Source organism: Plantibacter sp. CFBP 8798, from assembly GCF_014841195.1.
In the GTDB taxonomy this organism is placed as follows: Bacteria; Actinomycetota; Actinomycetes; order Actinomycetales; family Microbacteriaceae; genus Plantibacter; species Plantibacter auratus.
Genome location: NZ_JACYTS010000001.1, coordinates 507,817 through 534,243 on the forward strand (window position 1 = coordinate 507,817; position 26,427 = coordinate 534,243).

Below are 26,427 nucleotides of genomic sequence, written 5' to 3' on the forward strand. Positions count from 1 at the left end.
TAGGATTGGCGGAGGTGTCCGCGAGCAGGGAGTGGTGATCGATGGCCGGCCGCACAGGAGCATCGCCCGGTCGTCCTCGCGCGAGCGGCATCGCCGCGGAGGATCCTCGTGAGGAGATCATCCAGGTCGCGACCAGGCTGTTCGCCGAGCGCGGGTACGAGCGCACGAGTATGACGATGCTGGCCGAGGCGTGCGGGATGAAGCAGTCCTCGCTCTACTACTGGTTCGCGAACAAGCGCGAGGTGCTGCGGGCGACCGCCGCCTCGAACCGCCAGTCGGTCGGCGCCGCGGAGGCCCTCGGTCCGATCGAGGCTGGCGTTCCCGCGAAGCTCTACCGCGTCCTCTACGAGGACGGCGTCGCGATCTGCGAGGCGCCCTTCGACTACAACGAGATCGAGCGGCTCGCGGCGGAGCATCCCGACGACCTCGCGTCGTTCTGGGACGACTACCGCACGCTGTTCACATTCGTCGCCGGACTCATCCGCGACGGCGTCGAGCAGGGGACCCTCGTGCTCGGCGGCAGCGAGACGCCGGAGTGGGCGGCAGCGGCCGCACTCCACGCCAACGAGGGCATGCAGAAGGCCTACCGCTATGGCTCCGGCGACATCGCCGCGCAGTACCCGCCGGTCGAGGCCGCCGAGGGTGCGAGCGAGACGGACCGCATCCGGGCCTTCGCGCGGCGCACCGCCTCCGCCACCCTCCACAGCCTGTTGGTCGACCGCGCTGCGCTCGCCGACCTCGAGCGGGCTGCGCTCGCGCTCGACCTTGCGGCCAGCTGATCTGCCGATGGCGCGTCGTGACCGCTGGAGGGTGCCCGCTCCGCTGATCCCGTAACGAACACGAAACGGATTCGATACTGCATTGAAACCGGTCGTCGTGACAATTGGATGACCTATTGAAAATGCGGTCGTCCGTTTCGGATCCCGCGCGAACCCTGGAGGTCCGGATGGACACGGCTGCAATCGCGGGCAACACGGCATGGCTCCTGACGGCGGTGGTGGCCGTGGCGCTCATGCTGCCCGGCCTGGCCATGTTCTACGGCGGGATGGTCAGCCGCCGCGTCACCATGAACATGATGATGATGATCTTCGCGTCGTTCTGTCTCGTCGGGATCCTCTGGGTGGCCTTCGGCTACTCGATGGTCTTCGGTGACAGCCTCGGCGGCCTCGGGCTCGTCGGCGACCCCACCGAGTACCCGGGCCTCGGCCAACTACTCGTCGCGCCGGAGGGGAGCACGCTGCCGCCGCTGGCGCTCGCCGCACTCCACCTGATGTTCGCCGGTCTCACGATCGGGATCGTCGCGGGAGCGGCCGCCGGTCGGATGAAGTTCGGCGCGTGGATGGTCTTTGCCGGTGTCTGGTCGACGCTCGTCTACTTCCCGGTCGCGCACTGGGTCTTCGCCTTCGACTCGGCCGACGGCAGCGTGCAGGGCGGGTGGCTCGCCAACACCATCGGCTCGATCGATTACGCGGGCAGCACCGCGATCCACGTCAACTCCGGGGTCGCCGCCCTCGCGCTGGCCATCGTCCTCGGGAAGCGCAACGGCTTCCCGTCGCAGCCCAAGGCGCACAGCCTCCCGCTCACCCTGCTCGGCGCCGGACTCCTCTTCGTCGGTTGGATCGGCTTCGACGGCAGCGCCCTCGGTGCGGCCGACAACAACGCCGCCGTCGCGGTCTTCAACACCGTCGCCGCCACCTGCGCCGGCGTCATCGTCTGGCTCGTCGTCGAGAAGCTGCGGGACGGTCACCCGACCACGCTGGGCGCCTGCTCGGGTGCGATCGCCGCACTCGTCGCCATCACGCCCTCCTGCGGCGCGGTCACCCCGCTCGGTTCCCTCGCGATCGGCGCCGCCGCCGCGGTCGTCTGCTACTTCGCCGTCAGCCTCAAGGTCCGCCTCGGCTTCGACGACGCCCTCGATGTCACCGCCCTCCACTTCGTCGGCGGCGTCGTCGGGGGTCTCCTCATCGGTGTCCTCGCGGTGCCGCTCGCGCCCAGCGGCGGCGAGGGACTCCTCGCGGGCGGCGGCTTCCTCCTCCTCGGCAAGCAGGCGCTCGCGATCGTGGCCGTCTTCGCCTACACCTTCACCATCACCTGGGTGCTCGCCAAGGTCCTCGACAAGACGATGGGCATCCGGGTGTCGGCCGAGACCGAGGCGCAGGGGCTCGACGTCGCCCTCCACGCGGAGAACGCGTACGAGATCAGCACGCACGAGGCGCTCGCCCCGCGCGGGCACGCCGAGCCGAAGGTCCCGGCCGTCGTCGAGTAGTCCCGGACGGCCCCCGCGGTCGACCATCCCCTGCCGAGGACACCACCGCGGTAGGGGGTGGTCGATACCCCAGGGTGATGCCCGGCGTCCGTCCGCTTCGTAGCGTCGGAGCATGGACGTCATCAACGAACTCATCCTCGGCGCCGTGACCTCACCATGGCTCTACCTGGTGATGTTCGCAGCGGCCGTGATCGACGGCTTCTTCCCGCCGATCCCCAGCGAGACGGTGCTCGTCGCCGCCGCGGCGGTCGCCGTCTCGACCGGTGGGTCGAACCTCCTGCTGCTCTGCGCGGTCGCGGCGGTGGGGGCGGCGATCGGCGACAACCTCGCCTACCTCATCGGCCGTGGCGTCGGCACGACCCGCTTCGCCTGGATGCGGCGTCCGCCCATCGCCGCGGCCTTCGACCGGGCCGGGCGGACCCTCGGCCGGCGGGGCGCGCCGCTCATCCTGGGTGCGCGCTACATCCCCGTCGGACGGGTCGCCGTCAACATGTCGGCGGGTGCCCTCCGGTACCCGTGGCGTCGTTTCCTGCCCCTGAGCGTCATCGGTGGCGTGACCTGGGCCGCCTACAGCGCGCTCATCGGCGTCGTGGCCGGGAAGCTCTTCGAGGACCAGCCGTTCCTCAGCTCCGTCATCGGGGTCGCCGTGGCGCTCGTCCTCGGTCTCGTCGTCGACCGGGTCGCAGCGGCGCGTCGTCGTCGTCGCGAGCGCTCGGAGGCCGCTGCCGGGGCGAGTGGGACCGAAGAGGCGGAGGCGGACGACCACCCCGTCCTGGTGCTGGTGGGAGAATGACGACCATGGATCGCACGACGCCCGGCATCACCCGCCGGACCGTCATCCTCATCGTCCTCGCGGGCGTCGGAGTTGTCCTGCTCAGTGTCCTCGTGCCGATCCAGAGCCTCCTCTACGGCACCGTGCTCCCGGCGTCGTTCCTCCTCGGAGCCGCGATCTGCGGGGGACCTGTCCTCTCCGTGGTCCTTCCGCGCGTCGCGATCGCGCTGTTCGCCGCCGCCGCGTTCGTGCTCCCGCTCATCGCCTCGGCCGATCACGACCCGGTCTGGCCGTGGCCGTGGTCCGTACCCGCGCTCATCGCGTTCGCCGTCCTCGTCGGGGCCGTCACCTTCCTGCACGGCTGGTTGCCGGGGCTCATCACCCTGCTCGTGAACATCGCCGGCTCGCTCGTCGCAGCGCTGCTCGTGCCGTCCGCCGCCGACCCGACCGCCATGGCCGCCGACCTCATCGTCGCGTCCTCCATCGCCGCCGTGGCGTTCCTCGTCGCGCTCCTCGTCTCCGGGCGCGTGCGCATCGGCGAGGAGCTCAACCGGGAGCGCCAGGTCTCGGCCACCGAGCAGTCGCGGCGGCTGCTCGTCGAGGAGCGCACGCGGATCGCCCGCGAGCTGCACGACGTCGTCGCACACAGCATGTCCGTGATCCAGGTGCAGGCCTCGACCGCCAAGTACCGGGTGCCCGGCCTCGCGGACGAAGCCACGGCGGAGTTCGACGACATCGCAGCGACCGCCCGGGCGTCGCTCGTGGAGATGCGTCGCCTGCTCGGCGTCCTGCGGACCGAGGATCAGGTGGCCGAGTTGACGCCGCAGCAGGGCATCGCCGATCTCCCGGCGCTCGCGGAGAGCCTGCGCCGGGTGGGCGCCGACATCACCCTCCAGGTGACCGACACCGACGGCGCCGAGGTCCCGCCGTCTGTGCAGATCGCCGTCTTCCGCATCGTCCAGGAGGGCATGAGCAACGCGGTACGGCACGCGCCCGGCGCACCGGTCGCCGTGGACGTCCGGGTCGACGACGCCGCGGTGCACCTGCGCATCCACAACGGAGCGTCCCGGTCGGCTGGTGAACACGGAGCCGGACACGGCCTGCGTGGCATGCTGGAGCGCGCGGAACTCCTCGGCGGCGGCTTGAGCGCTGGGCCGGACGGTGAGGGCGGCTGGCTCGTCGTCGCCACGTTGCCGGTCGCCGTGTCGTCCGAGCCACGGACGTCGACACCCTCGTCCCCCTCCCGACCCGTCTCCACGAAGGATCGCCCGTGACCATCGACGTCCTCATCGCCGACGACCAGGCCATGGTCCGCGCCGGGTTCGGTGCCCTCCTCGACGCCCACGAGGGCATCCGGGTGACCGGTCAGGCCGCGAACGGCGCCGAGGCCGTGAAACTCTCCGCGCGACTCGACCCCGACGTGATCCTCATGGACGTCCGTATGCCCGAGCTCGACGGGATCGAGGCGACCAAGCGCATCCTCGGGCCGTCCTACCCCGCGGCGAAAGTCCCACGGATCATCATGCTCACCACCTTCGACATCGACGACTACGTCTACGACGCGCTGCAGGCCGGCGCGAGTGGCTTCCTGCTCAAAGACGCCCTTCCCGAGGACCTGGTCCACGCCGTGCGGGTCGTGGCGGCGGGCGACGCCCTGCTCGCCCCGAGCGTGACCCGACGGATGATCGCGCAGTTCGCCGCGCAGAAGCCCCGCGCCTCGCATGGCGCCGCGCGGCTGGCGGAGCTCACCGAGCGCGAGCGAGAGGTGCTCGTCCTCATCGGCCATGGGCGGTCGAACAGCGAGATCGCCGCGACCCTGTTCATCGCGGAGCAGACCGTGAAGACCCATGTCGGCAAGGTCCTCGCGAAGGTCGGCGCGCGCGACCGCGTGCAGGCCGTGATCTTCGCCTACGACGCCGGACTCGTCGCCCCGTCCTGACCCGGACTCCGCGCGTCGGCGCCTCACCCCTGGGTACGGGGCGCGACGACACCGCCGGGTGATGTGCCCTTCGGTACCGCGTTCATAACCTCCTCGGACATCACCGAGGAGGACCGTCATGGCCATCACCCACACCCCACCGCAGCTCGCCGAATCGGGGCCCAGACCCGCACTCGCATCCGCAATCGTCGCCTCGAGCGTCCGCGACACGGGCATCGACCTCGTGCGTGCCTGCTGCATCGTCGGGGTCGTCGTCCTGCACGCGATGATGGTCGGCGTGACGGTGACCTCCGCCGGCCCGGTGTTCGAGAACGCGAGCGACGGCACGGCGTGGATCGCGCCGCTCAGCTGGGTCCTGCAGGTCATGCCGCTGTTCTTCGTCATCGGCGGGTTCGCGGGGTTGATCGCCTTCCGTCGGCAGCGATCGCGAGGGGTTCCGGCCTCGGCGTTCGTCGCGGCACGGCTGCACCGCCTGTTGCTCCCCGCGGTCGTGACCATCGGCTGTGTGGGAGCCGCACTCGCGATGCTGACTCTGGCCGGTGTCCCCGCCGACCTCGTCGCCATGGCAGGCTTCCGGTTCTGCCAGCCCCTCTGGTTCCTCGGCGTCTTCCTGCTCTGCCAGGCACTGCTGCCCGCACTCGCCGCCGCCCACGAGCGCGCACCGCTCCGGTCGATCGTGTCGCTCGCCGCGGCCGCCGTGCTGGTCGACGTCCTGCGCGCTGCCACCGGCGTCGACGCCCTCGGATTCCTCAACCTCGTCCTCGTCTGGACCGTGCTCCAGCAACTCGGGTTCTTCCTGGCGGACGGCTCGATCGGCGCGCTCAGCCGGCGTGTCCGGGCGCTCGCCGGTGTCGGGGCGGTCGTCGTCCTCGTGGTCACCTGGTGGACCGGCGTGTACTCGAATGACCTCATCGCGAACATCAACCCGCCCACCGCGGCGCTCCTGCTCGTCGGCGTCGCGCACACGGCACTGCTGTCGCTCCTGCGGGACCGGCTCACGAGGCTCAGCCGGCGGCCCAGGGTCGCGGCGGTGACGGCCTTCCTCACCACGCGGGCCATGACGATCTACCTCTGGCACATGCCGGTGCTGCTGGCGATGGCCGGGGCGTCGGCCCTGTTCGCACTGACGACCGGCATCGCGCTTCCGGCACCGGACAGCCTCGGATGGTGGCTCGGGCGGCCACTCTGGCTGGTGCTCGCGCTGACGCTGACCGCGCTGGTCGCGACGGTGTTCGCCCGCGTCGAGGCGGTTCCGAGTCCGGTCGCGACCGGTGCACGACGCCGACTCGTGATCGCCGTCCTACTGGGGCTGGGTGCGATCGTGGCGCTCCTCGTGATCGGTACGACGGTGCTGACCGCGGCGCTCGCCGTGGTGCTGATCCTCGCCGCGCTCGTCCTGAGCGCAGAGGCCGGCGCGGATCGTCGCGGCCAGTGCCGTGCGCCGACGCTGGTGGACCTCGGGTGCGTCCGCTGAGGTCGCGACGACTGTCATCGACGCCTGTGCCCACGTCGCGGCGGTCGAGATGAGCAGCGACCAGATGTCCGCCGGGTCGAGGTCGGGGCGGATCGACCCCGCTCGTTGCTCCGCCTCGATGTCCCGGATGTGGCGGACGTCGTGGTCTTCGAGGCTGGGGTACAGGTAGCCGGTGCTCTCGCGCTCGAGCCGCTTCCACAGCACCAGGCGGGCGAGCGCCGGATCGGCGAGGTAGTCGTCGTAGAGCCGGGCCGCGTACTCGGGGAGCTCGGCGGCGGTGAACGGTACGCGGTCGCCGTTCGCGATGACGTGGGCGTGGAAGACGGCGTCGAACAGCTGGTCCTTCGCGCCGTAGTAGGCGTAGATCATCGGCTTGCTCATGCCGGAGCGCTTGGCGATGCGGTCCACCCGTGCGCCAGCGATGCCGTGGGTGGCGAACTCCTCGGTCGCGGCGTCGAGGATGCGCTGGCGAGTCTGTTCCGCGGTGGTCATCGATCCAGTGTAGCGACACTACCAACTAGTAGGTAGTATCAGCCCATGCGCACAACCGCCCTCATGTCCACCGCTGCTCCCCGCTCCCTTCGACCGACCGTCATCGACCGCCGCGACCTCCGCCCGGACGATGTCGACGTACGGGTCACGCACTGCGGCGTCTGCCACAGCGACCTGCACGCCCTCGCCTCCGCGGGACCCGCGGCCGGACTCGTGCCCGGACACGAGTTCGTCGGGGAGGTCGTCGCCGTCGGCTCCGAGGTGACGTCCTTCGCCCCCGGCGATGCCGTCGCCGTCGGCAACATCGTCGACTCGTGCGGTACCTGCACCATGTGTCTGCGCAGCCAGGAGAACTCCTGCTTGGAGTTCCCGACCCTCACCTACGGTGGCCGGGACCGCATCGACGGGAGCACGACGCTCGGCGGCTACTCCGGGCGCTATGTCGTCCGCGACAGCTTCGTCTATCACCGCCCGGCCTCCCTGGATCCGGCGGGTGTGGCACCCCTGATGTGCGCGGGCATCACCGTCTGGGAGCCGCTCCGCACCAACGGCGTGGGGGAGGGGACGCGGCTCGGCGTCGTCGGCCTCGGCGGTCTGGGGCACCTCGCCGTCCGACTCGGCCACGCGCTCGGCGCCGACGTCACGGTCTTCACCACCTCCGAGGGCAAGGCGACCGACGCACTGCGGCTCGGCGCGTCCCGGGTCGTGGTCTCGACCGACCCCGAGGCGATGGCCGCAGCGGCCGGCAGTCTCGACCTCGTCATCGACACGGTCTCCGTGGAGCACGACCTCACACCGTACCTCCGCGTCCTCGACCTCGACGGGACCCTGTGCTCGCTCGGCTACCTCGGACCGATCTCCATCCAGACGATGGACCTGCTCCTCGGCCGGAAGCGACTGACATCGTCGGGCAGTGGCGGTCACCGGTGGACGCAGGACCTGCTGGACTTCTGCGGCGCTCACGGTGTGACGGCCGACGTCGAGCTCGTCCCGGCGGCGGACGTGGACGTGGCGCTCGACCGGCTCGCCCGCAACGACGTCCGGTACCGCTTCGTCCTGGACCTCGCCGACATCGACGCCGAGCTCGCCTGACGATCAGGAGTGCGTCGTCTGCCGTCCCATCGCGCCGTCGAAGAACGCCGCGAGCTCCGGGGTGGCCGTGAGTGGGAGCACGTGGGCGACGTACTGGTCCGGCCGCACGACGACGACGGCACCCGCGCGGTCGACGCCGCGCTCGGCGAAGATGTCGACGTCGGGATGGCGGGCGTAGACCTTCTCGTAGTCGATGAGGTCGAACGGGCCGACGCGCGGCAGGAACGCCGGCGGAACGGTGCCGAGGTCGATGTCCGTGTGGCGCTGCTGGTAGACGATCTTCACATCGAACCAGTCGTCGGCCCGCACGCCGTCAGGCACCGCGCGGAGCGGCGACTCCGGTGCGTCCTGCAGCCAGGCGGCGAGCTCCGCCGATCGGCCCGACGCTGGCGAAGCGGCATCCGCGAAGACGTAGATCCGCCAGCGCCCGTCGGCCGTGGCGTGGTGTCCGAGATGGATGTGGTTGGCGTCCGCGACGCGCGAAGTGAGGGCGGACTTGAACCGCTTCCCGATCGGGAAGCCGCTCGCGAGGTGCTGGTGGGTCGCCTCGCCGACGATGGCCGACGGGGTGTACTCGGTCATGAAGCCCGCCGGGAACTCCGCCGTCCGCACGTAGAAGTCGGCGAGCTCGGAGGGGTCGTCGAACTCCTCCGGCCGCTTGGCCATGAGGCTCGACCACTCACGGTCGAAGTCGATGAGCTCCCGGGCCACGACCTGACGCTCGGCCGAGTACGTCGCCAGCAGGCTCTCCGGGCTGCGACCCTCGAGCACGTGGCCGAGCTTCCACGCCAGGTTGAAGCCGTCCTGCATCGACACGTTCATCCCCTGCCCGGCCTTCGCGCTGTGGGTGTGGCAGGCGTCGCCGGTGATGAAGACGCGCGGCGTGCGCGTGCCGAGTTCGTCGAGCGGGACGTCGTCGAAGCGGTCCGTCAGGCGATGGCCGACCTCGTAGACGCTGTGCCAGGCGACGTGCTTCACGTCGAGCCGATAGGGGCTCAGGATGGTGTTCGCGTGGTCGATGATCTGCTCGATCGAGGTCGACCGCACGGCCTCGCTGCCGCCCGACGGCACCTCGCCGAGATCGACGTACATGCGGAACAGGTGCCCGCCCTCGCGGGGGATGAGCAGGATGCTGCCGCCGGAACCCGACTGGATGGCGCACTTCGTGCGGATGTCGGGGAAGTCGGTGACCGCGAGGGCGTCCATGACGCCCCACGCGTGGTTCGCCTGGTCGCCGGCCAAGGTGCAGCCGATCGCCTGGCGGACGGCACTCCGGGCGCCGTCGGCCCCGATGACGTACTTCGCGCGGACGGTCCTGGTCTCGCCGGAGGACTCGTCGCTCGTGTCCAGCAGCGTGACCGCGACCGGGTACTCCGCGTCGTCGTCGATCTCGAGTCCCTGGAACGCCCACCCGTAGTCGGGGCGCATCCGGGTCGGGGCGTTCGCCATGTACTCGGCGAAGTAGTCGAGCACGCGGGCCTGGTTCACGATGAGGTGCGGGTACTCGCTGACGCCGGTGGTGTCGTCGAGAGGTCGGGCGCCGCGGACGATCCGACCTGGGTCCTCGGCGTCGGGCTGCCAGAACGCCATCTCGGTGATGCGATACGCCTCGGCGGTGATGCGCTCGGCGAAGCCGAAGGCGTCGAAGGTCTCGACGCTGCGCGCCTGGATACCGTCCGCCTGGCCGATCGCGAGGCGTCCCGGTCGGCGCTCCACGATCCGCGTGGTGATCGTCGGGAACCGGGACAGCTGGGCGGCGGCGATCATGCCGGCCGGCCCGCTGCCGACGATGAGGACGTCCATCTCCTCCGGGAGGTCATCGGGCCGGGCGACGCCGGCGCCCGCTGCGGGCAGGACCCGCGGATCACCGGAGACATAGCCGTGGTGGTGGAACTGCATCGATTCCTCACTTCATCGTCAAGAATTCGATAATGGAACACGGTGTTCGCTTATCGCACGGCAGACACTACCCTGCACCGGCGAATGGTGGAAGACCGTTCGCCGGTGCAGGTGCAGCTCGAGTCGCGGGAGCTCAGTCCTTCGTCGCCCAGGTGCCGAGGTCCTTGACCTCGATGACCGTGGGCAGGGCGTCCTTGTCGCCGAGGAAGGCCTGGCAGGCGACGAGCGGGGCGTCGGGGGACACCCCGGCCGTCGCGTTGCCGTCCGGGGTGCAGTCGAACTGGCCCAGGACCTTGATGGGCTGGTAGGTGCCCGTGCCGCTGAGCTTCCATTCGTCCGTCGTCGGCACGGGGAGTGCGGAGCGGTCGGCGTCCTTGATGTCGCCGTCCGTCAGCGTGACCGAGTAGGTGACGAAGTACGGGGTCTTCCCCTCGTCCGACGGCGTCGACTGCAGACCCATCTCGGCGAGGTCGCTCAGCTTCCCCTCCCGGACGTCGTCGATGGCGAACGACATCTCGACGCCCGTCCCGACCTCGACGGCCACACCCGTGCCGAGTGCCAGGGCGTCGTCGGGTGCCTCCTGTGGGCTCGAGCACCCGGTCAGGGCGATCCCGGCGGTCGCTGCGACGAGGGCGGTCAGGGCGAGGGTGCGGTGCATGCGGATCATGTCATCGACGGTATCGGGGACGGCCACCCGAGGCCTACGGGGACAACTCCCCATCTGTCGGGGAGGAAGCGCGACTCGCCGTCGTCCAGTGCCCCGGTCGGTCGAGGGTGGTCGGCAAGAGCGCCGCCTCGTCACCTCGTGCCGCGTTGAGCTGCATCTGGGTGAGGAACAGGGCGGCCGAGAGGTCGGCCCCGTCGAGTCGTGTATCGCGGAGATCGGCTCCGAGCAGGTCGACGCCCGCCAAGTCCGCCCCCCGCAGGTCCGCGCCGATCAGGATCGCCCCGCGTAGATCGGCTCCGCACAGCCGACGAGCGCGCAGGTCGCGGCCGGCGAGGTCCGCCGAGGGGTGGAGGTCGTCGCCTGGCTCGGTGTCGGCGCCGGCCAGGTACCCGCCCCGCGCCTCCTCGCTGACGTCGATCAGCAGGTGCCGGACGTCGGCGCGGAGGGACTCGACGTCGCAGGCGAGGATCTCGGAGGTGCCGCCGTCGAGGATCCGCTGGATCCCAATACGGAGGCGGCTGATGTGCATCACCAGGTCTGACGCGGCCGTCCGCTCGGCGGCTTCGACGAGGTACCAACTCATCTCCTGCAGCTGGCGCACGACGGAGAACGTGGCGAACATCTCGGGGCTCGTGTCGGGGCGGTCGCGCCAGCTCGTACCGCTGAAGAGCTCCTGCGAGACGAGCTGGCCAGCGCCGAAGCAGTCGAAGACGGTGCATCCGCGGAACCCTCTCGGACGCAGGGATTCGTGGATGGTGCAGGAGAAGTCGTCCGCCAGATTGAGGCAGGGCGTTCCCGCTGGTTTGTCGATCGGGAAGTCAGCCGAGCGTTGGAAGCCGAAGGCGGTGCAGCAGAGCGCGAAGCAGTCAGCGCAGTTGGCGCGGAGCGCCGAGCGGTCGTCGGAGGGGGTCGAGGAAGCGTCGATGGACGTCATGTGTGGGTGTTCTTTCCGGAGTGGTTTCGAGTGGGAGCCGGGGTGCAGGGGAACTCCGCAGGGAGCTCCCGTTCCGGGCGCACGAAATCACCGCCCCTCGTGGGAGGAGCGAACGGGTGTCGCTGAAAGGCCTCTGGGTCACAGAGCGAAAGAACGGTTCTCTGCGTTCAGGCTACCCCGCCCGGTTGTGCACGTGCCAGGCTGCGACGCAGTCCTGCATCGGCAGGCCGACGGCGAGGTAGACGGTGCGATCGTGCGCGGACCGGGCGATCCGCTCACCCCGGAGCACCAGGCTGATCGGTGTGGTCGGTCGCTGCAGGATCGGCTCGACGAGGGCTGGGTCGTCGGCGTAGCGGGTCGCACCCGCCAGGGTCTCCTCGGGAAGCTCGCGTTTGCCGGGTTCGTCCATGCCGAGCACCGTGATGTGCTCGCAGGCCGCGAGCGCCGCGGCTTCGGCGACCGGCCGGCGTCCCCAGGTCGCGGTCATCGCCGAGGTCGCCGTCGTCAACGCCTGCTCGACCGTCGCCGCGACCGTCGAGCCCTCGCCCAGCTCGGCCCGCAGTGACTCGGCTCGGGCGGCATCCGGGTCGTGGATCCGGAATCCGACCGAGGGGCGTCGACGCTGCAGGGCTCGCGCGAAGGTCGCCCCTTGGACGCCGGCTCCGATGATCGCCACCGGTCCCGGTGTCGCGGCTGCGGTCAGGTGGTCGTGGACGTACGCGGCACTGAGCGCGGTTCGTTGTGCCGTGAGCCAGCCGCTGTCCATGATCGACAACAGGGCGCCGTCGGGCAGGCGGTGGAGCAGGATGGTCCCGTGCACGGCCTCGCGTGCGGTCGGGTTCTTCGCATGGACCTTCACCGTGTAGGCCGGGATGCCCTCGTGGCGACCGGGCACGAGGACCATGGCCGTGAGGTTGTCGTTGATCGGGACGCGGATGCGTTGCGGCGCACCCTCGCCCGTGTACGAGCGGAGTGCTGCACCGAGTTCCTCGGTGAGCTGCTCGACGTCCACAGCGGCGCGGACCTGTTCCCGGTCCAGGACCTGCGGTGATGTCATACGTCCACTCCAGCACAGCCACGGGAGCCGGTCCAATCCCGCGCATTCGCGGTGATGGTGGTACAGGCCCGGAGCGGCCGTGTCGGCGGTATCTTCTAGCGTGTCTCCGTGAAGATCCTCCTGCTGTCCCGCCAACCGGGCGCCATGGCGCCGTTCCTCGCCGAGTCGACCGATGCGGCGGGTCGTCGGCTGCGACTCGGGTACGTCGACGACGCGCAGGTGGCGTTCGCCGAGGCTCCCTTCGTCCGCGCCGAGCGCGAGTCGGTGGAGGCCCTCGGCCACGAGGTCGTTCGGGTCACCGTCCGCGAGACCGCGCCTGCCGACCTCGACCGCACGCTGGCGGACCTGGACGCGGTCTACGTCGCGAGTGGAAGCACCTTCGCCCTGCTCGAGGCGTTGCGGAGCTCCGGGAACGACACGGTGATCACCAGGCACGTGCGGGCGGGCCTGCCGTACATCGGTGCCAGCGCCGGATCGATCAGCGCCGGACCGGACGCCACCCCAGTCTCGCTCCTGGACGACCCTGCCGACGGCCCGACACTCACCGGATTCGCCGGGCTCGCGCTGATCGACCGAACGGTGATCCCGCACGCCGACGGCCAGTTGCCGCCGTACCCGCCGGAGCTCATCAGCCGGACGCTGGAGCAGTACGCCGACGACTACCCGCTGGTCCCGCTCCGCGACGATCAGGCCCTGCTGATCGACGGCGCGACGGCGACGGTGATCCCGTCGAGTCCGTGAGGCCGGCGAGCACGTGCAGCGACGCGCCCCGCGTATCTGACGGACGCCGAGTTCGATCTGCTGCACGACCTGCTCGCATCGCCGCCGGAGGTCGACGTCGTCCTGGACATCTCCGGCTTCACGATCGACCGACAGCTCGAGGCGATCCGCGACGTGTGGTCGTCGTACCGCTGACCCCGTCGGGGGTTCAGTCCCGGATGAGCTGGTTCATTGCGGCCCAGCCGAGCGTGGGCGGTGATGCGGGAGCTGCATCGGGCGTCTCGAGCATCGCCGTCGCCCACTGCTGCGCGAGGCTGTAAGCGGCTTCCGCGATCGACGAACCAGCGCTGATGCGACTCGCGCCGGCTCTCGCGAGCTCGCTGATCGTCAGCGTTCCCGGACCGAAGGCGACGTTGAGTGGCAGGGTCGTCGCATCGGCGAGCCGCTCGATCGTGTCGGCTCGGAGGGCACCGAGCACGAAGATCCCGCTCGCGCCGGCCCGTGCATACGCAGCGGCACGCGTCACCGTCTCGTCGAACCAACGGTCGTCTCCGATGTCGCCGAGTCGATGCGTGTCGATCCGGGCGTTGATGAAGAGGGGAATCCCGGCCTGGTCAGCGGCAGACCGTGCTGCCTCGATCCGTCGTTCCTGTTCCGCGGTCGGGCGGAGCGAGTCCTCGAGGTTCACGCCGGAGGCGCCCGCGTCGATACAGGAGGCGATCGTGCGGGCGACCTCGTCCGGTGTCTCTCCGTAGCCGCCCTCGATGTCCGCGGTGACCGGGACGGACACCGACGATGCGATCCGTCGCACGGTGTCGAGGGCGACGTCGCGGGTCAGCTCGTTCCCGTCGCGGTGCCCGAGCGACCAGGCGACCCCGGCACTCGTCGTCGCGATCGCGCGGACGCCGGACGCCAGGACGGCGCGGGCGGAGGCGACGTCCCAGGCGTTCGGCAGGATCAGCGGGTCTCCGGGGACGTGCATCGCCTGCAGGGCGAGCGCGCGTTCGAGCGGTGTGGTCATCAGGCAAGTCCAGCACATCTTCCTTGCCGAGCGCGGCACGCCTGCCCGTATGGTTGACCCGTCCGCAGGTGCGCGGTCGTCGTCCCCTAGGAGGTAGCCGTGCGTGTCTTCGGTGTCTTTGCCCTCGTACTCGCCGCCCTCGGCCTCGTGGTCGCCTCGCTGGTCGTGATCGGCAACCCGGATCTGGCCGCACCCGGTCCGCAACTCCTGCCGTACCAGTCGTACGACTCCTGGCGCTTCACCCTCGGCCTCCTGCTCTGGGGCGCGGGTGTCTGGCTCGCGGTCGGCATCCTCGCGGTGTCGCGTCAGCCGGGGCTCGCCTGGCTCGTGCTGCTCGCGTTCATCCCGCTACTCGTGGTCGACCTGATCGGCGGCGGGCTGATGCCGAGCTTCGTCCTGGCGCTCCTCGCGGTCGTCGTCCTCGGCCTGGTCGTCCCGGTGATCGTCGGGGTCGTCGGCATCGCGATCGGCGGGGCTGTCCGGCGTCGGAAGCTGCGGACAGCACCGACGGCCTGAACCGTTCGGCCGGCGCTTCCGCTACCGCGCACCCTCGAAGGTCTGCGTCCCGAGCACGGCGAGGAGCTTGAGCTTGCTTGCGGCCTCGGTGTGCGGCGCGGCCGTGAGGACGAGGAGTGCCTGCGACTGGTCCTCGGTGAACAGGGCCTGGCAGTCCAGCTCGATGGGGCCGATCTCGGGGTGGATGAGCACCTTGTGGTCCTCGAAGCGCCGCCCGACCTCGTGCGTCGCCCACAGTCGCCGGAACTCCTCACTGTGCCCGGTGAGCGCCTCGACGATCTCGCCGGCCGGCGACTGCGCCCCCAACGAGCCGTAGGCCGCACGCAGCGACGCGACCTGCGCTCGACTCTGCCGGTCCCGGTCCTCGGCGGGGTATCGCTCGTGTTCCTCCGGGTGCAGGAACCAGCGGTAGATCGCGCTGCGTTCCAGGCCCCGGTACCGGTTCGCATCGCCGAACAGCGCCCGGGCCGGGTCGTTCTGGACGAGCGTCTCGCCGAGCGCCGACAGGATGAGCGCGGGTGCGTCGGTGAGCCGGTCGAGGACGCGCAGAAGCGCCGGCGCGACGTAGTCGGTCGCTGCGAGGCGGGTCGGTGCGTTGTGTCCGGCGATCCGATACAGGTAGTCGCGTTCCTCGGCACTCAGCCGGAGCGCCCGCGCGAGTGAACCCAGCATCTGCGTGCTCGGCTGCGGACCCCGCTGCTGCTCGAGCCGCGCGTAGTAGTCGGTCGACATCGCCGCGAGCTGCGCGACCTCCTCGCGTCGGAGCCCCGCCGTCCGTCGCCGAGGTCCGCTGCTCAGGCCGACGTCCGCGGGCTGCAACGTCGATCGGTGTCGGAGGAGGAAGTCGGCGAGCGCTGGGCGATCCATCCCGCCAGTATCCGCCTCCGCGGCCAGGCGATCCAGGGATCGCGGATCCATGGATCGCCGCACCCTGGTGCGGCCGTCGTCACCGACGGAGACTCGATGCATGCAGATCACCGGAAACACCGTCTTCATCCCCGGCGCGACGAGCGGCATCGGCCTCGCTCTCGCACGACGCCTCCACGCAGCCGGCAACACCGTCATCATCGGCGGGCGACGCACCGAACTCCTCGAGTCGATCGCCGCCGACGAGCCCGGCCTCCACACCGTGCGGATCGACACAGCCGATCCTGCGAGCATCGAAGCCGCGGCGAAGCAGGTCATCGCGGAGCACCCGGAGATGAACGTGCTCATCACGATGGCCGGCGTCATGCGCGGCGAGGACTGGACCGGTTCCGACTTCGTCGCGATCGCCGAGGAGATCATCACGACGAACGTCCTCGGGCCCATCCGGCTCATCGGCGCGTTCATCGAGCAGCTCCGCAGCCGACCGGACGCGACGATCATGACCGTCTCCTCGGGCCTCGCTTTCACCCCGCTGCGGGTGACGCCGACCTACAACGCGAGCAAGGCGGCCATCCACATGCTGAGCGAGTCGATCCGCCTCCAGCTGGCGGACACGGGCGTCCGTGTCGTCGAGCTCGTCCCGCCGGCCGTCCGCACCTCGCTCATGCCCGGCCAGGAGGAGAGCGACTTCGCGATGCCACTCGACGCGTTCGCCGACGAGGTCATGGGCCTCATCGAGTCGCAGCCCGACGCCACGGAGATCCAGGTCGAGAACGTCAAGTTCCTGCGCTACGCCGAGGTCCGCGGCGAATACGACCAGACGGTCGCGATGCTCAACCGCCTCGACCCGCACTAGGCGCGTTCGTTCGCCCGGATCTGCACGAAATCAGGCTGAGATCGTGCAGATTCGGGCGACTCAGCGCGTGCGGAGCCCGCCAGATGGCGGTGCGATGCCGGGAAGACGGGCACGTTCGGCGGGTGAGTCGGGCCGTCGCGAGCAGCAGACTGGGGACACCGTCATCCGCTGTGGACATTGGAGTTCATCATGACCGCGACCGCGAACCACCCGCCCTTCGATCCCGAGCTCGCCGCGGTCCTCGCCGCCGTCGGTGATCTGATGCCCTCGACCCTCACCGCCGACATGATCCCGATGCTGCGCCAGGCGTCGCCGGTCTCGCTCCCCGTGGACGAGATGCTCGCCGAAGCCGGGGTCGAGCGCCGCGATCTGACCATCGCCGGGTACGAGGGTGCCGAGATCTCCGTCTCCGTGCTCGCGCGAGCCGGCAAGGTCGGCACCGGCCCCGGAGTGTTCCACACCCACGGCGGCGGGATGGTCATGGGCGACCGCTTCGTGGGGCTCGGCCAGTTCCTGCCGTGGATCGTCGAACTCGACGCCACGGTCGTCACCGTCGAGTACCGACTCGCACCGGAGTTCCCCGACCCGTACCCGGTGGAGGACTGCTACGCCGCACTCGTCTGGACGGCGGAGCACGCGCAGGAACTCGGCATCGATCCGGCTCGGTTCATCATCGCGGGAGCGAGCGCCGGTGGAGGGCTCGCCGCTGGTGTCGCGCTCCTGGCCCGCGATCGGAGCGGTCCGGAGCTCGCCGGCCAGGTCCTCATCTACCCGATGCTCGACGATCGCGACGCCACCGTCTCGACCACGCAGATCGACGGGGTCGGCGTCTGGGACCGGGGCAGCAACATCACCGGCTGGACCGCACTGCTCGGCGACCGTGTCGGAGGCGACGACGTCTCCATCTATGCCGCCCCGGCACGCGCAATCGATCTGACCGGCCTGCCACCCGCCTTCATCGACTGCGGCAGTGCAGAGGTCTTCCGTGACGAGGACGTCGCCTACGCGACGTCGCTCTGGCAGGCCGGCGTCCAAGCCGAGCTCCACGTGTGGCCGGGTGGGTTCCACGGATTCGACATGCTCGCGCCGCACGCCGAACTCGCCCGGGCCATGACCGCCGCCCGGAACGCCTGGGTCGCTCGCCTGCTCGCGCCCTGAGGTCATCGCCTGTGACGACCCGGTTCCCTATGCTGGGTCGTCACAGGCACATCGGAGTGACGCCATGCAGGAACTCGTCGGCCGCCTCACCGCCTTGGATCCCGAGGCGAGTGAAGGTCTGAAGGTCATCGCCTACTTCGACGCGCTCGTCGCGGGCGGGGTGAACACCGAAGCGCTCACCCGCGGAGCAGCCGTTCTGGCCGGGGTGCCAGCAGGAGCGCGTACCCCGGAGGCTGCCGTCCGCGTCGATCCTGCCGGCCACCGGCTGCCCGTCGAATCCGCGGACTGGCCGACGCGCACGGTCGCCGGTGACGGGTCCGTCTGGTTGGAACGCGTCGGAGTCGCCCACGCCAACGACGCGATCGTGCTCGAACGGTTCGCGCTCGCCGTGGCCCTACTGCGGTCGCGGCGTCACCCGCAGGCGGATTCGTCGGTGCAGATCCTGCTCGATGCCGATCGTTCCGAGTCGGAACGATCGCAGGCCGCCGAACGACTGTCCCTCTCCGGCTCCGCCCTGCGGGTGATCGCGACGTCACCGTCGGTGCACCCGCAGGGCGGTCCGTCGGCCCTCACGGTCGGCACCGGTGGCGTGCTGCGGGCGACGATCATCAGCGGTCCCGACTCGGTGCCGGGACCGTCTACTGTCGACGGCGTCGCCGGAATCGGACGCCCGGGCGTCGCGACCCAGCTGGCGCGATCGTGGGCGGACGCGCAGATGGCCATCAGCATGACGGACGCCTCCCACCGGGTCGTCGACATCGCGGACCTCGGTATCCTCGCTGACGCGGTCCGGGAGTTGGCCGCCACCGCGGCTGGGGTGCCGGACGTCTCGGCGCTCGCCGCACTCGACGATCGTGCCGTGCGGGTGCTCGACGCGCTGGTGCGAGGTGACAGTGTGCGGTCAGCAGCGCAGGAGCTCGGCATGCACCACTCGACGTTGCAGGGCAAGCACGAGCACTTCACCCGGATCCTGGGATACGACCCTCGTGAGCCGGTCGGCCGGGCGCGCTACGAACTCGCCTCGCTGCTGCTCAGATCCATGGGGCGTTGAGTCGCCCCGTTCTGCACGGAATACGGCGATATCCGTGCAGATTCGGGCGACTCAGCGAGCCGCTGCCTCCAGATCCAAGACGACGTCGTCGAGGCCTGCACCGCTCACCGTCACCGTGATGGCGCCGGGCCCGCTCGGCCGGACGATCGCCAGTGCCCGTCCGTCGAAGGTGGTGCGCGTGGTCGCGTCGAAGCGCTCGGTCGTCTTCGGGGTGCCGGTTCCGAAGCCCGCGAGCCGACCCGCGCCCGCGACGCTGACCGAGACCTCGCGGTCGGCGCCGGTGACCAGGACGCCGGCCGCGTCCCGCAGCTCGATCGCGATGAAGGCGAGATCGGTGTCGTCGGCGTGGAGCGTCGTCCGGTCGGCGGTCGCCACGAGCCTGGTCGGGCCGGTGGCGGAGACGAGCGCGGTGCGGCCGACCTCCGCGCCCGAGCGGAACGCGACCGCCTCGAGCGTGCCCGGCCGGTAGACGGTCTCGAACTCGGCGAGCTTCGGCCGGCGTCCACCCACCGGCCCACGCGCCACCTCCACACCGTCGAGCAGTAGGGCCACCTCGTCGGCATCGGCGGCGACCTCGACCGTCACCGGCGCGCCCTCGAAACCGGGCCAGGTCCACGAGTCGACCGAGTCGCTCCACGCCCACGGCGACTGCATCGTGATCGTCTGCCCGTGCCGTTCCGGTCGGACCACCGCGATGGCCGGCTCGGACCGCAGACCGAAGACGATCTCCCGGTAGTACGACACCGGCCGCCGCCAGCCGGTGATGTCGAAGTCGCCGCACCACGCGGTGAGGTACGGGAACTCGCGCTCGAGTGCGCCGTTCGCCTCCGGGTCCTCAGCGTAGGAGGTCGCACCGATGCCGACCTCGCCGAGGTAGTCCCAGCCGGTCCAGGTGAAGTCGCCGATCACGTTCGGGTTCGCCTCGACGAGCGGCCAGAGGTCGCCGATCTGCGTCGGGAAGGTCTCCGAGCCGACGATCACGCGGTGCGGGAACCGCTCGGCATCGCTCGCGTAGCGGCCGTCCGCGTAATTGAGACCGAGGACGTCGAGGGCTGCACTGGACTCCTCGGTGCGCGTCGTGACGGCGTCGGAGGAACCGATGAGGCTCATCATGTTCGCGCCCGCTTCGCCCATCAGCTCGTTCAACCCCTGGTCCGACGCCATGATGTCGTCCAGATCGTCGAGCACGGCCAGGGTCGCGTTCACGCCGTTCGTCACGAGTCGTGTCGGATCCAACGCCCGCACGTGCTCGGCGAGTTCCCGCGCCTGGATCGCGCCGTGCGGGGTTCCGACCTCGACGATCTCGTTGCCGATCGAGTACATGATCACGCTCGGATGGTTCATGTCCTTCGCCACCATCGACTCCAGATCGGCCCGCCACCACTGCGCGAAGTCGAGGGAGTAGTCGTGACCCGTCTTGCCCCGGCCCCACATGTCGAAGGCCTCGTCCATGACGAGCATGCCGATGCGGTCGCAGGCGTCGAGCATGGCGGGCGACGCCGGATTGTGGGCCGCGCGGATCGCGTTGAAGCCGGCGTCCTTGAGGAGCTGGATACGCCGTTCCTCGGCGCGCGCGATCGACGCTGCACCGAGCGGACCGTTGTCGCTGTGGACACAGGCGCCGTGCAGGAGCACCGGCTCGCCGTTGATGCGGAGACCCTTCCGAGGGTCGACGGTGACCGTGCGGATGCCGTGGACCGTGTGGACGACGGCCGCCTCGTCGGCGGGTCGGTCGTCGACCTCGAGCGAGGTCCTCGCCGAGTACAGTGTCGGCGAGTCGACGCTCCACAGGGCTGCGTCCGGCACGTACAGGCGCTGGCGGATGAGCGCGCTACCGCCTGGCGCGACGGTGACCGGCGTGCGCTCGCCCTCCACCACGCTCCCGTCTGGGCCGGCGAGTTCCGTCACGAGGACGCGCGCGCTCCTGGTGAAACCCCGGTTGACGACGGTCGTCGCCACTTCGAGCACCGCCTGGTCCTCCTCGATCCGGATCGTCGTGATGCGGACACCGTCGGGCTCGATGTGCGTGGGTTCGTCGACGTGCAGGAGGACCGGGCGGTGCAGGCCGGCTCCGGCGTACCAGCGGGAGTCCTGCCCTGCGCGGGTCTCGATGCGCAGCGTGTTCGTCTCGCCGAAGCGGAGGAACGGGGTGAGCTCGACGAAGAAGCGCGCGAAGCCGTCGGCACGATTGCCGGCGAACTCGTCGTTGAGGTACACCATCGCGTGCCGGAACGCCCCCTGGACCTCGAGCCGGACGATGCGACCGGACCACTCGGTGGGGACCTCGAAGGTCTTCACGTGGCTGAAGGCGCCGGCGGGGTAGTAGGCGGCCCCGCCCTTCGCGACTGCGTCCGGCGAGCGCTCGGTATCGCGCAGGGCGTCGTGCGGGAGGGTCACGGCCAGCGAGTCGTCGGCACCGCCCTGGACGGCGGCGAACGGGCCTCGGGGTGCGCGGACGATCCAGTCGCCGGTGAACGGGATGGTGGTCATGACGTGCTCCAGTGCAGATCGGGATGACGAAAGTCTTTCGGCGTCGTGCGCCCTGACCCCGAAGGTAGGCTGAGCGGCCAGGCGTCGTCAACGCGTCGATTCGAAACTGTTTCGCTAGGCTGGGCGCGACGGACGGCTGCCCGCTGCGGGACGAGGGAGAGGCTCCATGGCACGCACACCCATGACGGGTCCGACGCTGGCGTCGATCGCAGAGCGCGCCGGTGTCTCGATCGCGACCGTCTCGAAGGTGATCAACGGTCGTTCGGGCATGTCCGAGGCGACCCGTGCCCGGGTCGAGACGGCCGTGCGTGAGCTCGGGTACCGCCCGACACCCCGGTCGATCCCCGGTGCTCCGCGAACCATCCATGTCGTGTTCGACACCCTGCACAGCGTCTACTCCCTCCGTGTCCTCGACGGCATGGTCGCCGCGGCACAGCGGTCGGACGTCGATCTCGTGACGCGGGTGCTGTCGCCCGGTTCCGGCTTCGGGTCCACGGATGCGACCGGAGACGAGGTGGCGCTCGACCGCAGCTTCGTCGACGGCGTCGCGGCGCGAGGTGCGATCGGCACGATCGTCGTCACGACGCCCATCGCCGCCGACGTCGTCGATGCCTGCCTCGACGCGGGCATCGCGCTCGTCGCGGTCGACTCGCCGGATCCGCTCGACCGCTCGGTCGCGAGTATCGGCTCGAGCCACGCCGCCGGCGGGCAGCAGGCGGTCGAGCACCTCGTCGGCCTCGGGCATCGGCGGATCGCCTTCGTGGGAGGGAACCCGGCCAATCCGGGCCTGCGGGCGCGCGCCGTCGGGTACCGCGAAGCACTTCGCGGGGCCGACATCCCGCTCGATCACGACCTCGTCTCCGAGGAGGGGATGGGGACCGCCGGGGACGCCGTCGCGCGCATGCTGGCCCGCTCGGATCCGCCGACCGCCGTGTTCGCGACCAACGACGCCGACGCCTTCGCGGTCGTACGCACCGTCCTGCGGGCCGGCCTCCGCGTGCCGGAGGACGTGAGCGTGGTCGGCTACGACGACACGTACTCGGCGATGCTGACCGTTCCGCTCCTGACGACCGTCCACACCTCGATGCACGACATCGGCCGGGCGGCGGTCGACACCGTCCTCCGCCTGCATGCCGGCGAGCGGCCGTTCTCCCATCACCTCGAGCTCGCGACGACGCTCATCGCGCGGGAGTCGACGGGGCCGGTCCCGCCCTCGACGCCCTGAGTTGCCCGAATCTGTGCGTTTCAGCCCGATTTTCGAGCAGTTTCGGGCGACTCAGCGGGACCAGCGCGGCAGGCGGAGGTCGTGGAGCGTGAAGCGGCCGACGGGGAGCGCGGCACGGATCCGGGACTCGTCGAAGCGGCGTGAGGGACGGAGGTCCGCAGGGAGTTCCGGTGCCGGTGGGGCCGCCTCGCTCACTCCTTCCGCCAGCATCTGTGCCTGCGCCTTCGCCACCAACGGCGTCTTCATGAGGCGTTCCGTCGCGCCCGCGAGCAGGCGGATCGTCCACACGGGGACCGGGACGTACAGCGGGCGGCGTCCGGCCACGTGCGCGATCCGGCGCACGGCCGCACCCAGCTCGAGTTCCTCGGCGCCCATGACCGCGACGGTCGGGTCCGACACCTGGCCCTCGAGTGCTGCGACGAGGACGTCGACGGCGTCCGCGACCGGCACCGGACGCACGCGGCGCTCGCGGTAGCCGACGGTCGCGAACACCGGGAAGGTGCGGACGGCCTTGGTGACGTGATCGACCATGTGGTCGCCGGCGCCGTAGATCATGCCGAACTTGAGGACGGTGTGCGCGATGCCCGAGCCCCGCACGATCTCCTCGGCAGCCCACTTCGTCTCGTGGTACCCGGAGCCGCAGTCGGGGCGCGCGCGAAGGAAGCTCACCAGCACGATGTGACCGACGCCGGCGCGGCGGGCCGAGTCCACGACCGCCCGGGTGCCGTCGACGTGCACGCGCTGGAAGGTCTGATCACCGAGCTCGCGGTTGATCCCGGCGCAGTGCGCGACCGCGTCGCAGTCGGCGAACGCGGCGGTCAACGCCTCGACGTCGTCGATCTCCACGCCGGTGCGTCGGGAGACGACGACGATCTCGTGCCCGTCGTGCTGCAGTCGCTCGGCCAGGTGTCGTCCGACGAACCCGGTCCCACCGGTGATGGCCACTCGCATGCTGTCTCCTTCGCTTGTTAGCAATATAGCGAAACTGTATATCGCAATTGTGCTAGATTGCAAACATGGCAGATACAGCGTCGGACATCTTCGCCGCGCTCGCTCATCCGACGCGGCGGCAGATCCTGCAGGACCTCAAGGACGGCGAGCTCGCCGCGGGGGAGATCGCCGCACGCTTCGACGCCACCGGTCCGACCATCTCGCGGCACCTGAGCGTCCTGCGCCAGGCCGGCCTCGTCTCCGAGCGCCGCGATGCGAACCGCATCCTCTACTCACTCGTCGGTGAGCGCCTCGCGCTGTCGGTGGGCGACTTCCTGTCCACCGTCTGTCCGGAGCAGATGGTCCTGCGTGAGGTCCGCAAGCGCCGGACCGCGTAGCTCGGTTTCGATCCGGCGCTGAGTCGCCCGAACGTGTTCGATTCCGCCGCGATCTCAAGCCGTTTCGGGCGGCTCAGCGCAGCCCGTGCGTGACGCTGTGGACGATCGTCTGCGTGGCGGCTTGTCCGGCGCGGGTCGGCAGTAGTGCCCAGACGTGGAACTGTCCGGTGCCCTCGTGGTAGTCGACGGTGACGCCGGCCGCTTCGGCTCGGTCGACGAGCAGCTCTGCGTCGGGGTTGAGGACGTCGCGGGTCCCGCTCAAGAGCGTGAGTGGTCCGAGCCCGGCGAAGTCGCCGAAGAGGGGGCTCACGGTCGGATCGGTGATGTCCAGATCGCCGCGCCAGTGCTCCGCGAACACGCGTCCGCCGGGCGTCGCCAGCCAGGGGTCGCTCGGCTGCACGAGGGGGATCCGCGGGTTGCTCCAGGTGAGGTCGAGCGCCGGTGACAACAGAGTGGTCATCGGCAGGACGACGCCCTCGTCCCGGAGTCGGAGCGCAGCCGACAGGGCGATCTGACCGCCGGCCGAGTCGCCCGCGAGGACGGTCGGCCCGTGCCGCTCGATGCTGCGCCGGACCAGCTCGACGACGCCGTTCTGCGCCACCACCGCGGTGCCGTAGGGCACGAGCGGGTAGATCGGGAGTGTGACCACGGCGCCGGTCTCCGCGGCGATGGTGGCGGCCAGCGTCCAGTGCTGCGGTGCGATCTCGCCGACCCAGCCGCCGCCGTGCGCGTACACGACCCCGCCGATCGCCGGTCGTCGCGTGGGGGACACGGTGTACACCGGCCACTCTTCGAAACGTTCGACGTCGACCCGGACGTCGCTGCGGAGGGTGCCGGGCGGACCGTAGGACGCCGGCCGGAGGGTGCGTTCCCGGATCCGGCGCCGCGCGCCGGCCTCACTCACGAAGGCGCGGTTCGCGCGGATCAGTCGGAGCGCTGGGCCGACGACGACGCCTGGGATGGTGAGCACGGTGCCTCCGCGGTTGACGGGTTCCTGGGGCTCGCCACGGTAGCAGCGCAGGCTGGGCAGGAGTCCCCGTCCTGCTGGAGGTGAAGCGCTCCGACGGGTCTTCGTCGTGGGACACTGGCAGACGGCGTCGACGTGCCGATCGCGCCGCAGCAGCCCGTCCCGAAGGAACCGCATGCCCGAGCTGAACCCCGTCGTCATCGAGCGAGTCGCCTGGGACGACGAGCGGGCCGTGCGGCTCCGCGCCGCGATGGACGAGGAGATGGATGCACGGTACGCGTCGGCCTGGGAGGACTGGGACCACGAGGCTGCCGAGAGGGCGCTGACCGCGTTCACCGTCGATCCTGCCGACATCAGTGCGACCTTCCTGGCCCTCATCGACGGCGAGCCGGTCGGCCACGCCGCCCTGCGCCGACTGCACGGTGAATGGGAGCTCAAGCGCGTCGTCACCCTCCCGGCTCACCGCGGCCGGGGTGTCTCGAAGCGCCTGATCACCGCCGTCGAGGACACCGCCCGTGCCGAGGGGGCGTCCCGCCTCATCCTGCAGACCGGCGACCGCCAGCCCGAGGCCGTGCGGCTCTACGAGTGGCTCGGCTACGAGCCCATCCCGATCTACTCGCCGTACGAGGTCATCCCGATGTCGCTCTGCTACGCCCGCCCGCTCCGCTGACGCTCGGCAGCGCGGCTGCCTCCGCTAGTGAGTAGCTTTCGCGGGCTGGTTCCGTGACCGCAGGCGCGAGATCCCGGTCACGATCGCGACGACGATCAGACCGAGGACGAGTCCGAACACGGCGGACATCGCGGTGTCGGCGATCCAGACGACGACCGGTCCGGCGGCCTCGATCGCGTGGGTGACGACGTGCAGGAGGTCGTACGGTCCGTGCCAGAACGTCTCGGCCAGGTTCGCGATCACGAGGTGGCCGCCGACCCAGAGCATCGCGACCGTGCCGACGATGCTGATGACGCGGAAGACCGCGGGCATCGACGCGACGATCCGTGCGCCGGTGCGGCGGACGCCGCGTGACGGGTTCTTCATGAGCCGGAGTCCGATGTCGTCGATCTTCACGAGCAGGGCGACCGCGCCGTAGACGACCGCGGTCATGACGAGGCCGATGACCAGGAGGGCGCCCAGTGTCATCCAGATGCCGAGCCCCGAGTCGAGGCTGGCGAGGGAGATGAGCATGATCTCCGTGCTGAGGATGAGGTCGGTGCGGACCGCCCCGGAGACGAGCTTCTTCTCGTCGCGGACGTCCTCCTCCGCCTCCGCGTGGTGCATGCCGAACCACTCCATGACCTTCTCCGCACCCTCGAAGCAGAGGTAGGTGCCTCCGATGATGAGGAGGAACGGCAGCACCCAGGGCGCGAACGCCGTGAGCAGCAGGGCGATCGGGATGATGATGACGAACTTGTTGATGAGGCTGCCGCGGGCGATCCGCCACACGACCGGTAGTTCCCGCGCGGGGGTGAGCCCCTGCACGTACTGCGGGGTGACGGCCGCATCGTCGATGACGACGCCGGCGGTCTTCGCACTCGCCTTGAGGGCTGCGCTGAGGATGTCATCGACAACGGCGAGCAGGCCGACCGACATGTGCTTCTCCTTGGCTCGGGGGTCACACCGCTGCGGGCTCGGCGGGGA

General features: G+C 70.3%; 25 protein-coding genes and 1 pseudogene. 15 read left to right on the forward strand and 11 right to left on the reverse strand.

Features of this window, described 5'->3' with window-relative positions:
- Positions 1-41 precede the first annotated feature (41 nt).
- The 6 genes from IFU30_RS02370 to IFU30_RS02395 all read left to right on the forward strand — a co-directional run bounded on the left by IFU30_RS02370 (position 42) and on the right by IFU30_RS02395 (position 6,451).
- Positions 42-779 (forward strand): TetR/AcrR family transcriptional regulator, encoded by a 738-nt coding sequence (locus tag IFU30_RS02370; RefSeq protein WP_192004170.1) that lies wholly within the window; start codon positions 42-44, stop codon positions 777-779.
- 167 nt (positions 780-946) lie between these two features.
- Positions 947-2,266 (forward strand): ammonium transporter, encoded by a 1,320-nt coding sequence (locus IFU30_RS02375; RefSeq protein WP_192004171.1) that lies wholly within the window; start codon positions 947-949, stop codon positions 2,264-2,266.
- A gap of 112 nt (positions 2,267-2,378) precedes the next feature.
- Complete coding sequence (locus IFU30_RS02380; RefSeq protein WP_192004172.1) at positions 2,379-3,059, forward strand: DedA family protein; 681 nt, start codon at positions 2,379-2,381, stop codon at positions 3,057-3,059.
- A gap of 5 nt (positions 3,060-3,064) precedes the next feature.
- On the forward strand, positions 3,065-4,312 hold the full coding sequence (locus tag IFU30_RS02385; RefSeq protein WP_249404624.1) for a sensor histidine kinase: 1,248 nt from the start codon (positions 3,065-3,067) through the stop codon (positions 4,310-4,312).
- Positions 4,309-4,977, forward strand: coding sequence for a response regulator (locus IFU30_RS02390; RefSeq protein ID WP_192004174.1), 669 nt, complete (start codon positions 4,309-4,311; stop codon positions 4,975-4,977). The genes IFU30_RS02385 and IFU30_RS02390 overlap by 4 nt, the downstream gene beginning before the upstream one ends.
- Positions 4,978-5,095: 118 nt before the next feature.
- Positions 5,096-6,451, forward strand: coding sequence for an acyltransferase family protein (locus IFU30_RS02395; protein ID WP_192004175.1), 1,356 nt, complete (start codon positions 5,096-5,098; stop codon positions 6,449-6,451).
- Positions 6,452-6,454: 3 nt separating this feature from the next.
- Here the strand turns inward: IFU30_RS02395 and IFU30_RS20225 are convergent.
- Positions 6,455-6,943: pseudogene (locus IFU30_RS20225) on the reverse strand (TetR family transcriptional regulator); the annotation flags it as partial.
- Between the two features lie 45 nt (positions 6,944-6,988).
- Between IFU30_RS20225 and IFU30_RS02405 the strand changes: the two are divergent.
- Positions 6,989-8,035, forward strand: a complete 1,047-nt coding sequence (locus IFU30_RS02405; protein ID WP_192004176.1) for an NAD(P)-dependent alcohol dehydrogenase — start codon at positions 6,989-6,991, stop codon at positions 8,033-8,035.
- A gap of 3 nt (positions 8,036-8,038) precedes the next feature.
- Here the strand turns inward: IFU30_RS02405 and IFU30_RS02410 are convergent, their stop codons facing one another.
- The 4 genes from IFU30_RS02410 to IFU30_RS02425 all read right to left on the reverse strand — a co-directional run bounded on the left by IFU30_RS02410 (position 8,039) and on the right by IFU30_RS02425 (position 12,592).
- Positions 8,039-9,934, reverse strand: a complete 1,896-nt coding sequence (locus IFU30_RS02410) for an FAD-binding monooxygenase (RefSeq protein ID WP_192004177.1) — start codon at positions 9,932-9,934, stop codon at positions 8,039-8,041.
- Between the two features lie 133 nt (positions 9,935-10,067).
- Positions 10,068-10,601 (reverse strand): hypothetical protein, encoded by a 534-nt coding sequence (locus IFU30_RS02415; RefSeq protein WP_192004178.1) that lies wholly within the window; start codon positions 10,599-10,601, stop codon positions 10,068-10,070.
- Between the two features lie 34 nt (positions 10,602-10,635).
- Complete coding sequence (locus IFU30_RS02420) at positions 10,636-11,535, reverse strand: pentapeptide repeat-containing protein (protein WP_192004179.1); 900 nt, start codon at positions 11,533-11,535, stop codon at positions 10,636-10,638.
- A gap of 172 nt (positions 11,536-11,707) precedes the next feature.
- Positions 11,708-12,592, reverse strand: a complete 885-nt coding sequence (locus IFU30_RS02425; protein ID WP_071261383.1) for a hypothetical protein — start codon at positions 12,590-12,592, stop codon at positions 11,708-11,710.
- Between the two features lie 108 nt (positions 12,593-12,700).
- Here IFU30_RS02425 and IFU30_RS02430 point away from each other — a divergent pair, with 108 nt between their 5' ends.
- Positions 12,701-13,333, forward strand: a complete 633-nt coding sequence (locus tag IFU30_RS02430) for a Type 1 glutamine amidotransferase-like domain-containing protein (RefSeq protein WP_197977363.1) — start codon at positions 12,701-12,703, stop codon at positions 13,331-13,333.
- A 187-nt stretch (positions 13,334-13,520) separates the two neighbouring features.
- Here IFU30_RS02430 and IFU30_RS02435 read toward each other — a convergent pair whose 3' ends face one another.
- Entirely contained in the window at positions 13,521-14,333 is an 813-nt protein-coding gene (locus IFU30_RS02435) for an isocitrate lyase/PEP mutase family protein (protein WP_192004180.1), read from the reverse strand.
- Between the two features lie 99 nt (positions 14,334-14,432).
- On the opposite strand from IFU30_RS02435, the gene IFU30_RS02440 reads away from it, so the two are divergent.
- Positions 14,433-14,849: a hypothetical protein gene (locus IFU30_RS02440; RefSeq protein ID WP_192004181.1), complete on the forward strand. Its 417-nt coding sequence runs from the start codon at positions 14,433-14,435 to the stop codon at positions 14,847-14,849.
- Between the two features lie 21 nt (positions 14,850-14,870).
- Here the strand turns inward: IFU30_RS02440 and IFU30_RS02445 are convergent, their stop codons facing one another.
- Positions 14,871-15,716, reverse strand: coding sequence for a helix-turn-helix transcriptional regulator (locus tag IFU30_RS02445; protein WP_192004182.1), 846 nt, complete (start codon positions 15,714-15,716; stop codon positions 14,871-14,873).
- 100 nt (positions 15,717-15,816) lie between these two features.
- Between IFU30_RS02445 and IFU30_RS02450 the strand changes: the two genes are divergently transcribed.
- From IFU30_RS02450 to IFU30_RS02460, 3 genes are all read left to right on the forward strand, one after another.
- On the forward strand, positions 15,817-16,572 hold the full coding sequence (locus IFU30_RS02450) for an SDR family oxidoreductase (protein WP_192004183.1): 756 nt from the start codon (positions 15,817-15,819) through the stop codon (positions 16,570-16,572).
- A gap of 189 nt (positions 16,573-16,761) precedes the next feature.
- Positions 16,762-17,730 carry an alpha/beta hydrolase gene (locus IFU30_RS02455; protein ID WP_192004184.1) on the forward strand — a complete coding sequence of 323 codons (969 nt, stop codon included), beginning with the start codon at positions 16,762-16,764 and terminating at the stop codon, positions 17,728-17,730.
- A gap of 64 nt (positions 17,731-17,794) precedes the next feature.
- Positions 17,795-18,781, forward strand: coding sequence for a hypothetical protein (locus IFU30_RS02460; RefSeq protein ID WP_192004185.1), 987 nt, complete (start codon positions 17,795-17,797; stop codon positions 18,779-18,781).
- Between the two features lie 51 nt (positions 18,782-18,832).
- Here the strand turns inward: IFU30_RS02460 and IFU30_RS02465 are convergent, their stop codons facing one another.
- The gene (locus tag IFU30_RS02465) at positions 18,833-21,271 is read right to left on the reverse strand and encodes a glycoside hydrolase family 2 TIM barrel-domain containing protein (RefSeq protein WP_192004186.1); all 2,439 of its coding nucleotides are present in this window, start codon (positions 21,269-21,271) and stop codon (positions 18,833-18,835) included.
- A 166-nt stretch (positions 21,272-21,437) separates the two neighbouring features.
- On the opposite strand from IFU30_RS02465, the gene IFU30_RS02470 reads away from it, so the two are divergent.
- A complete protein-coding gene (locus IFU30_RS02470) occupies positions 21,438-22,496 on the forward strand; it encodes a LacI family DNA-binding transcriptional regulator (protein ID WP_197977364.1) in 1,059 nt (352 codons plus the stop codon).
- Positions 22,497-22,547: 51 nt separating this feature from the next.
- On the opposite strand, the gene IFU30_RS02475 is transcribed toward IFU30_RS02470, so the two are convergent.
- Positions 22,548-23,447: an NAD-dependent epimerase/dehydratase family protein gene (locus IFU30_RS02475; RefSeq protein WP_192004187.1), complete on the reverse strand. Its 900-nt coding sequence runs from the start codon at positions 23,445-23,447 to the stop codon at positions 22,548-22,550.
- 65 nt (positions 23,448-23,512) lie between these two features.
- Here IFU30_RS02475 and IFU30_RS02480 point away from each other — a divergent pair, with 65 nt between their 5' ends.
- Positions 23,513-23,824, forward strand: coding sequence for a metalloregulator ArsR/SmtB family transcription factor (locus tag IFU30_RS02480; protein ID WP_064295846.1), 312 nt, complete (start codon positions 23,513-23,515; stop codon positions 23,822-23,824).
- Between the two features lie 73 nt (positions 23,825-23,897).
- Here IFU30_RS02480 and IFU30_RS02485 read toward each other — a convergent pair whose 3' ends face one another.
- Positions 23,898-24,794, reverse strand: a complete 897-nt coding sequence (locus IFU30_RS02485) for an alpha/beta hydrolase fold domain-containing protein (RefSeq protein WP_342450791.1) — start codon at positions 24,792-24,794, stop codon at positions 23,898-23,900.
- Between the two features lie 172 nt (positions 24,795-24,966).
- On the opposite strand from IFU30_RS02485, the gene IFU30_RS02490 reads away from it, so the two are divergent.
- The gene (locus IFU30_RS02490) at positions 24,967-25,461 is read left to right on the forward strand and encodes a GNAT family N-acetyltransferase (protein WP_192004188.1); all 495 of its coding nucleotides are present in this window, start codon (positions 24,967-24,969) and stop codon (positions 25,459-25,461) included.
- A gap of 24 nt (positions 25,462-25,485) precedes the next feature.
- Here IFU30_RS02490 and IFU30_RS02495 read toward each other — a convergent pair whose 3' ends face one another.
- A complete protein-coding gene (locus tag IFU30_RS02495; protein ID WP_079704599.1) occupies positions 25,486-26,379 on the reverse strand; it encodes a DUF808 domain-containing protein in 894 nt (297 codons plus the stop codon).
- Positions 26,380-26,427: the final 48 nt, after the last annotated feature.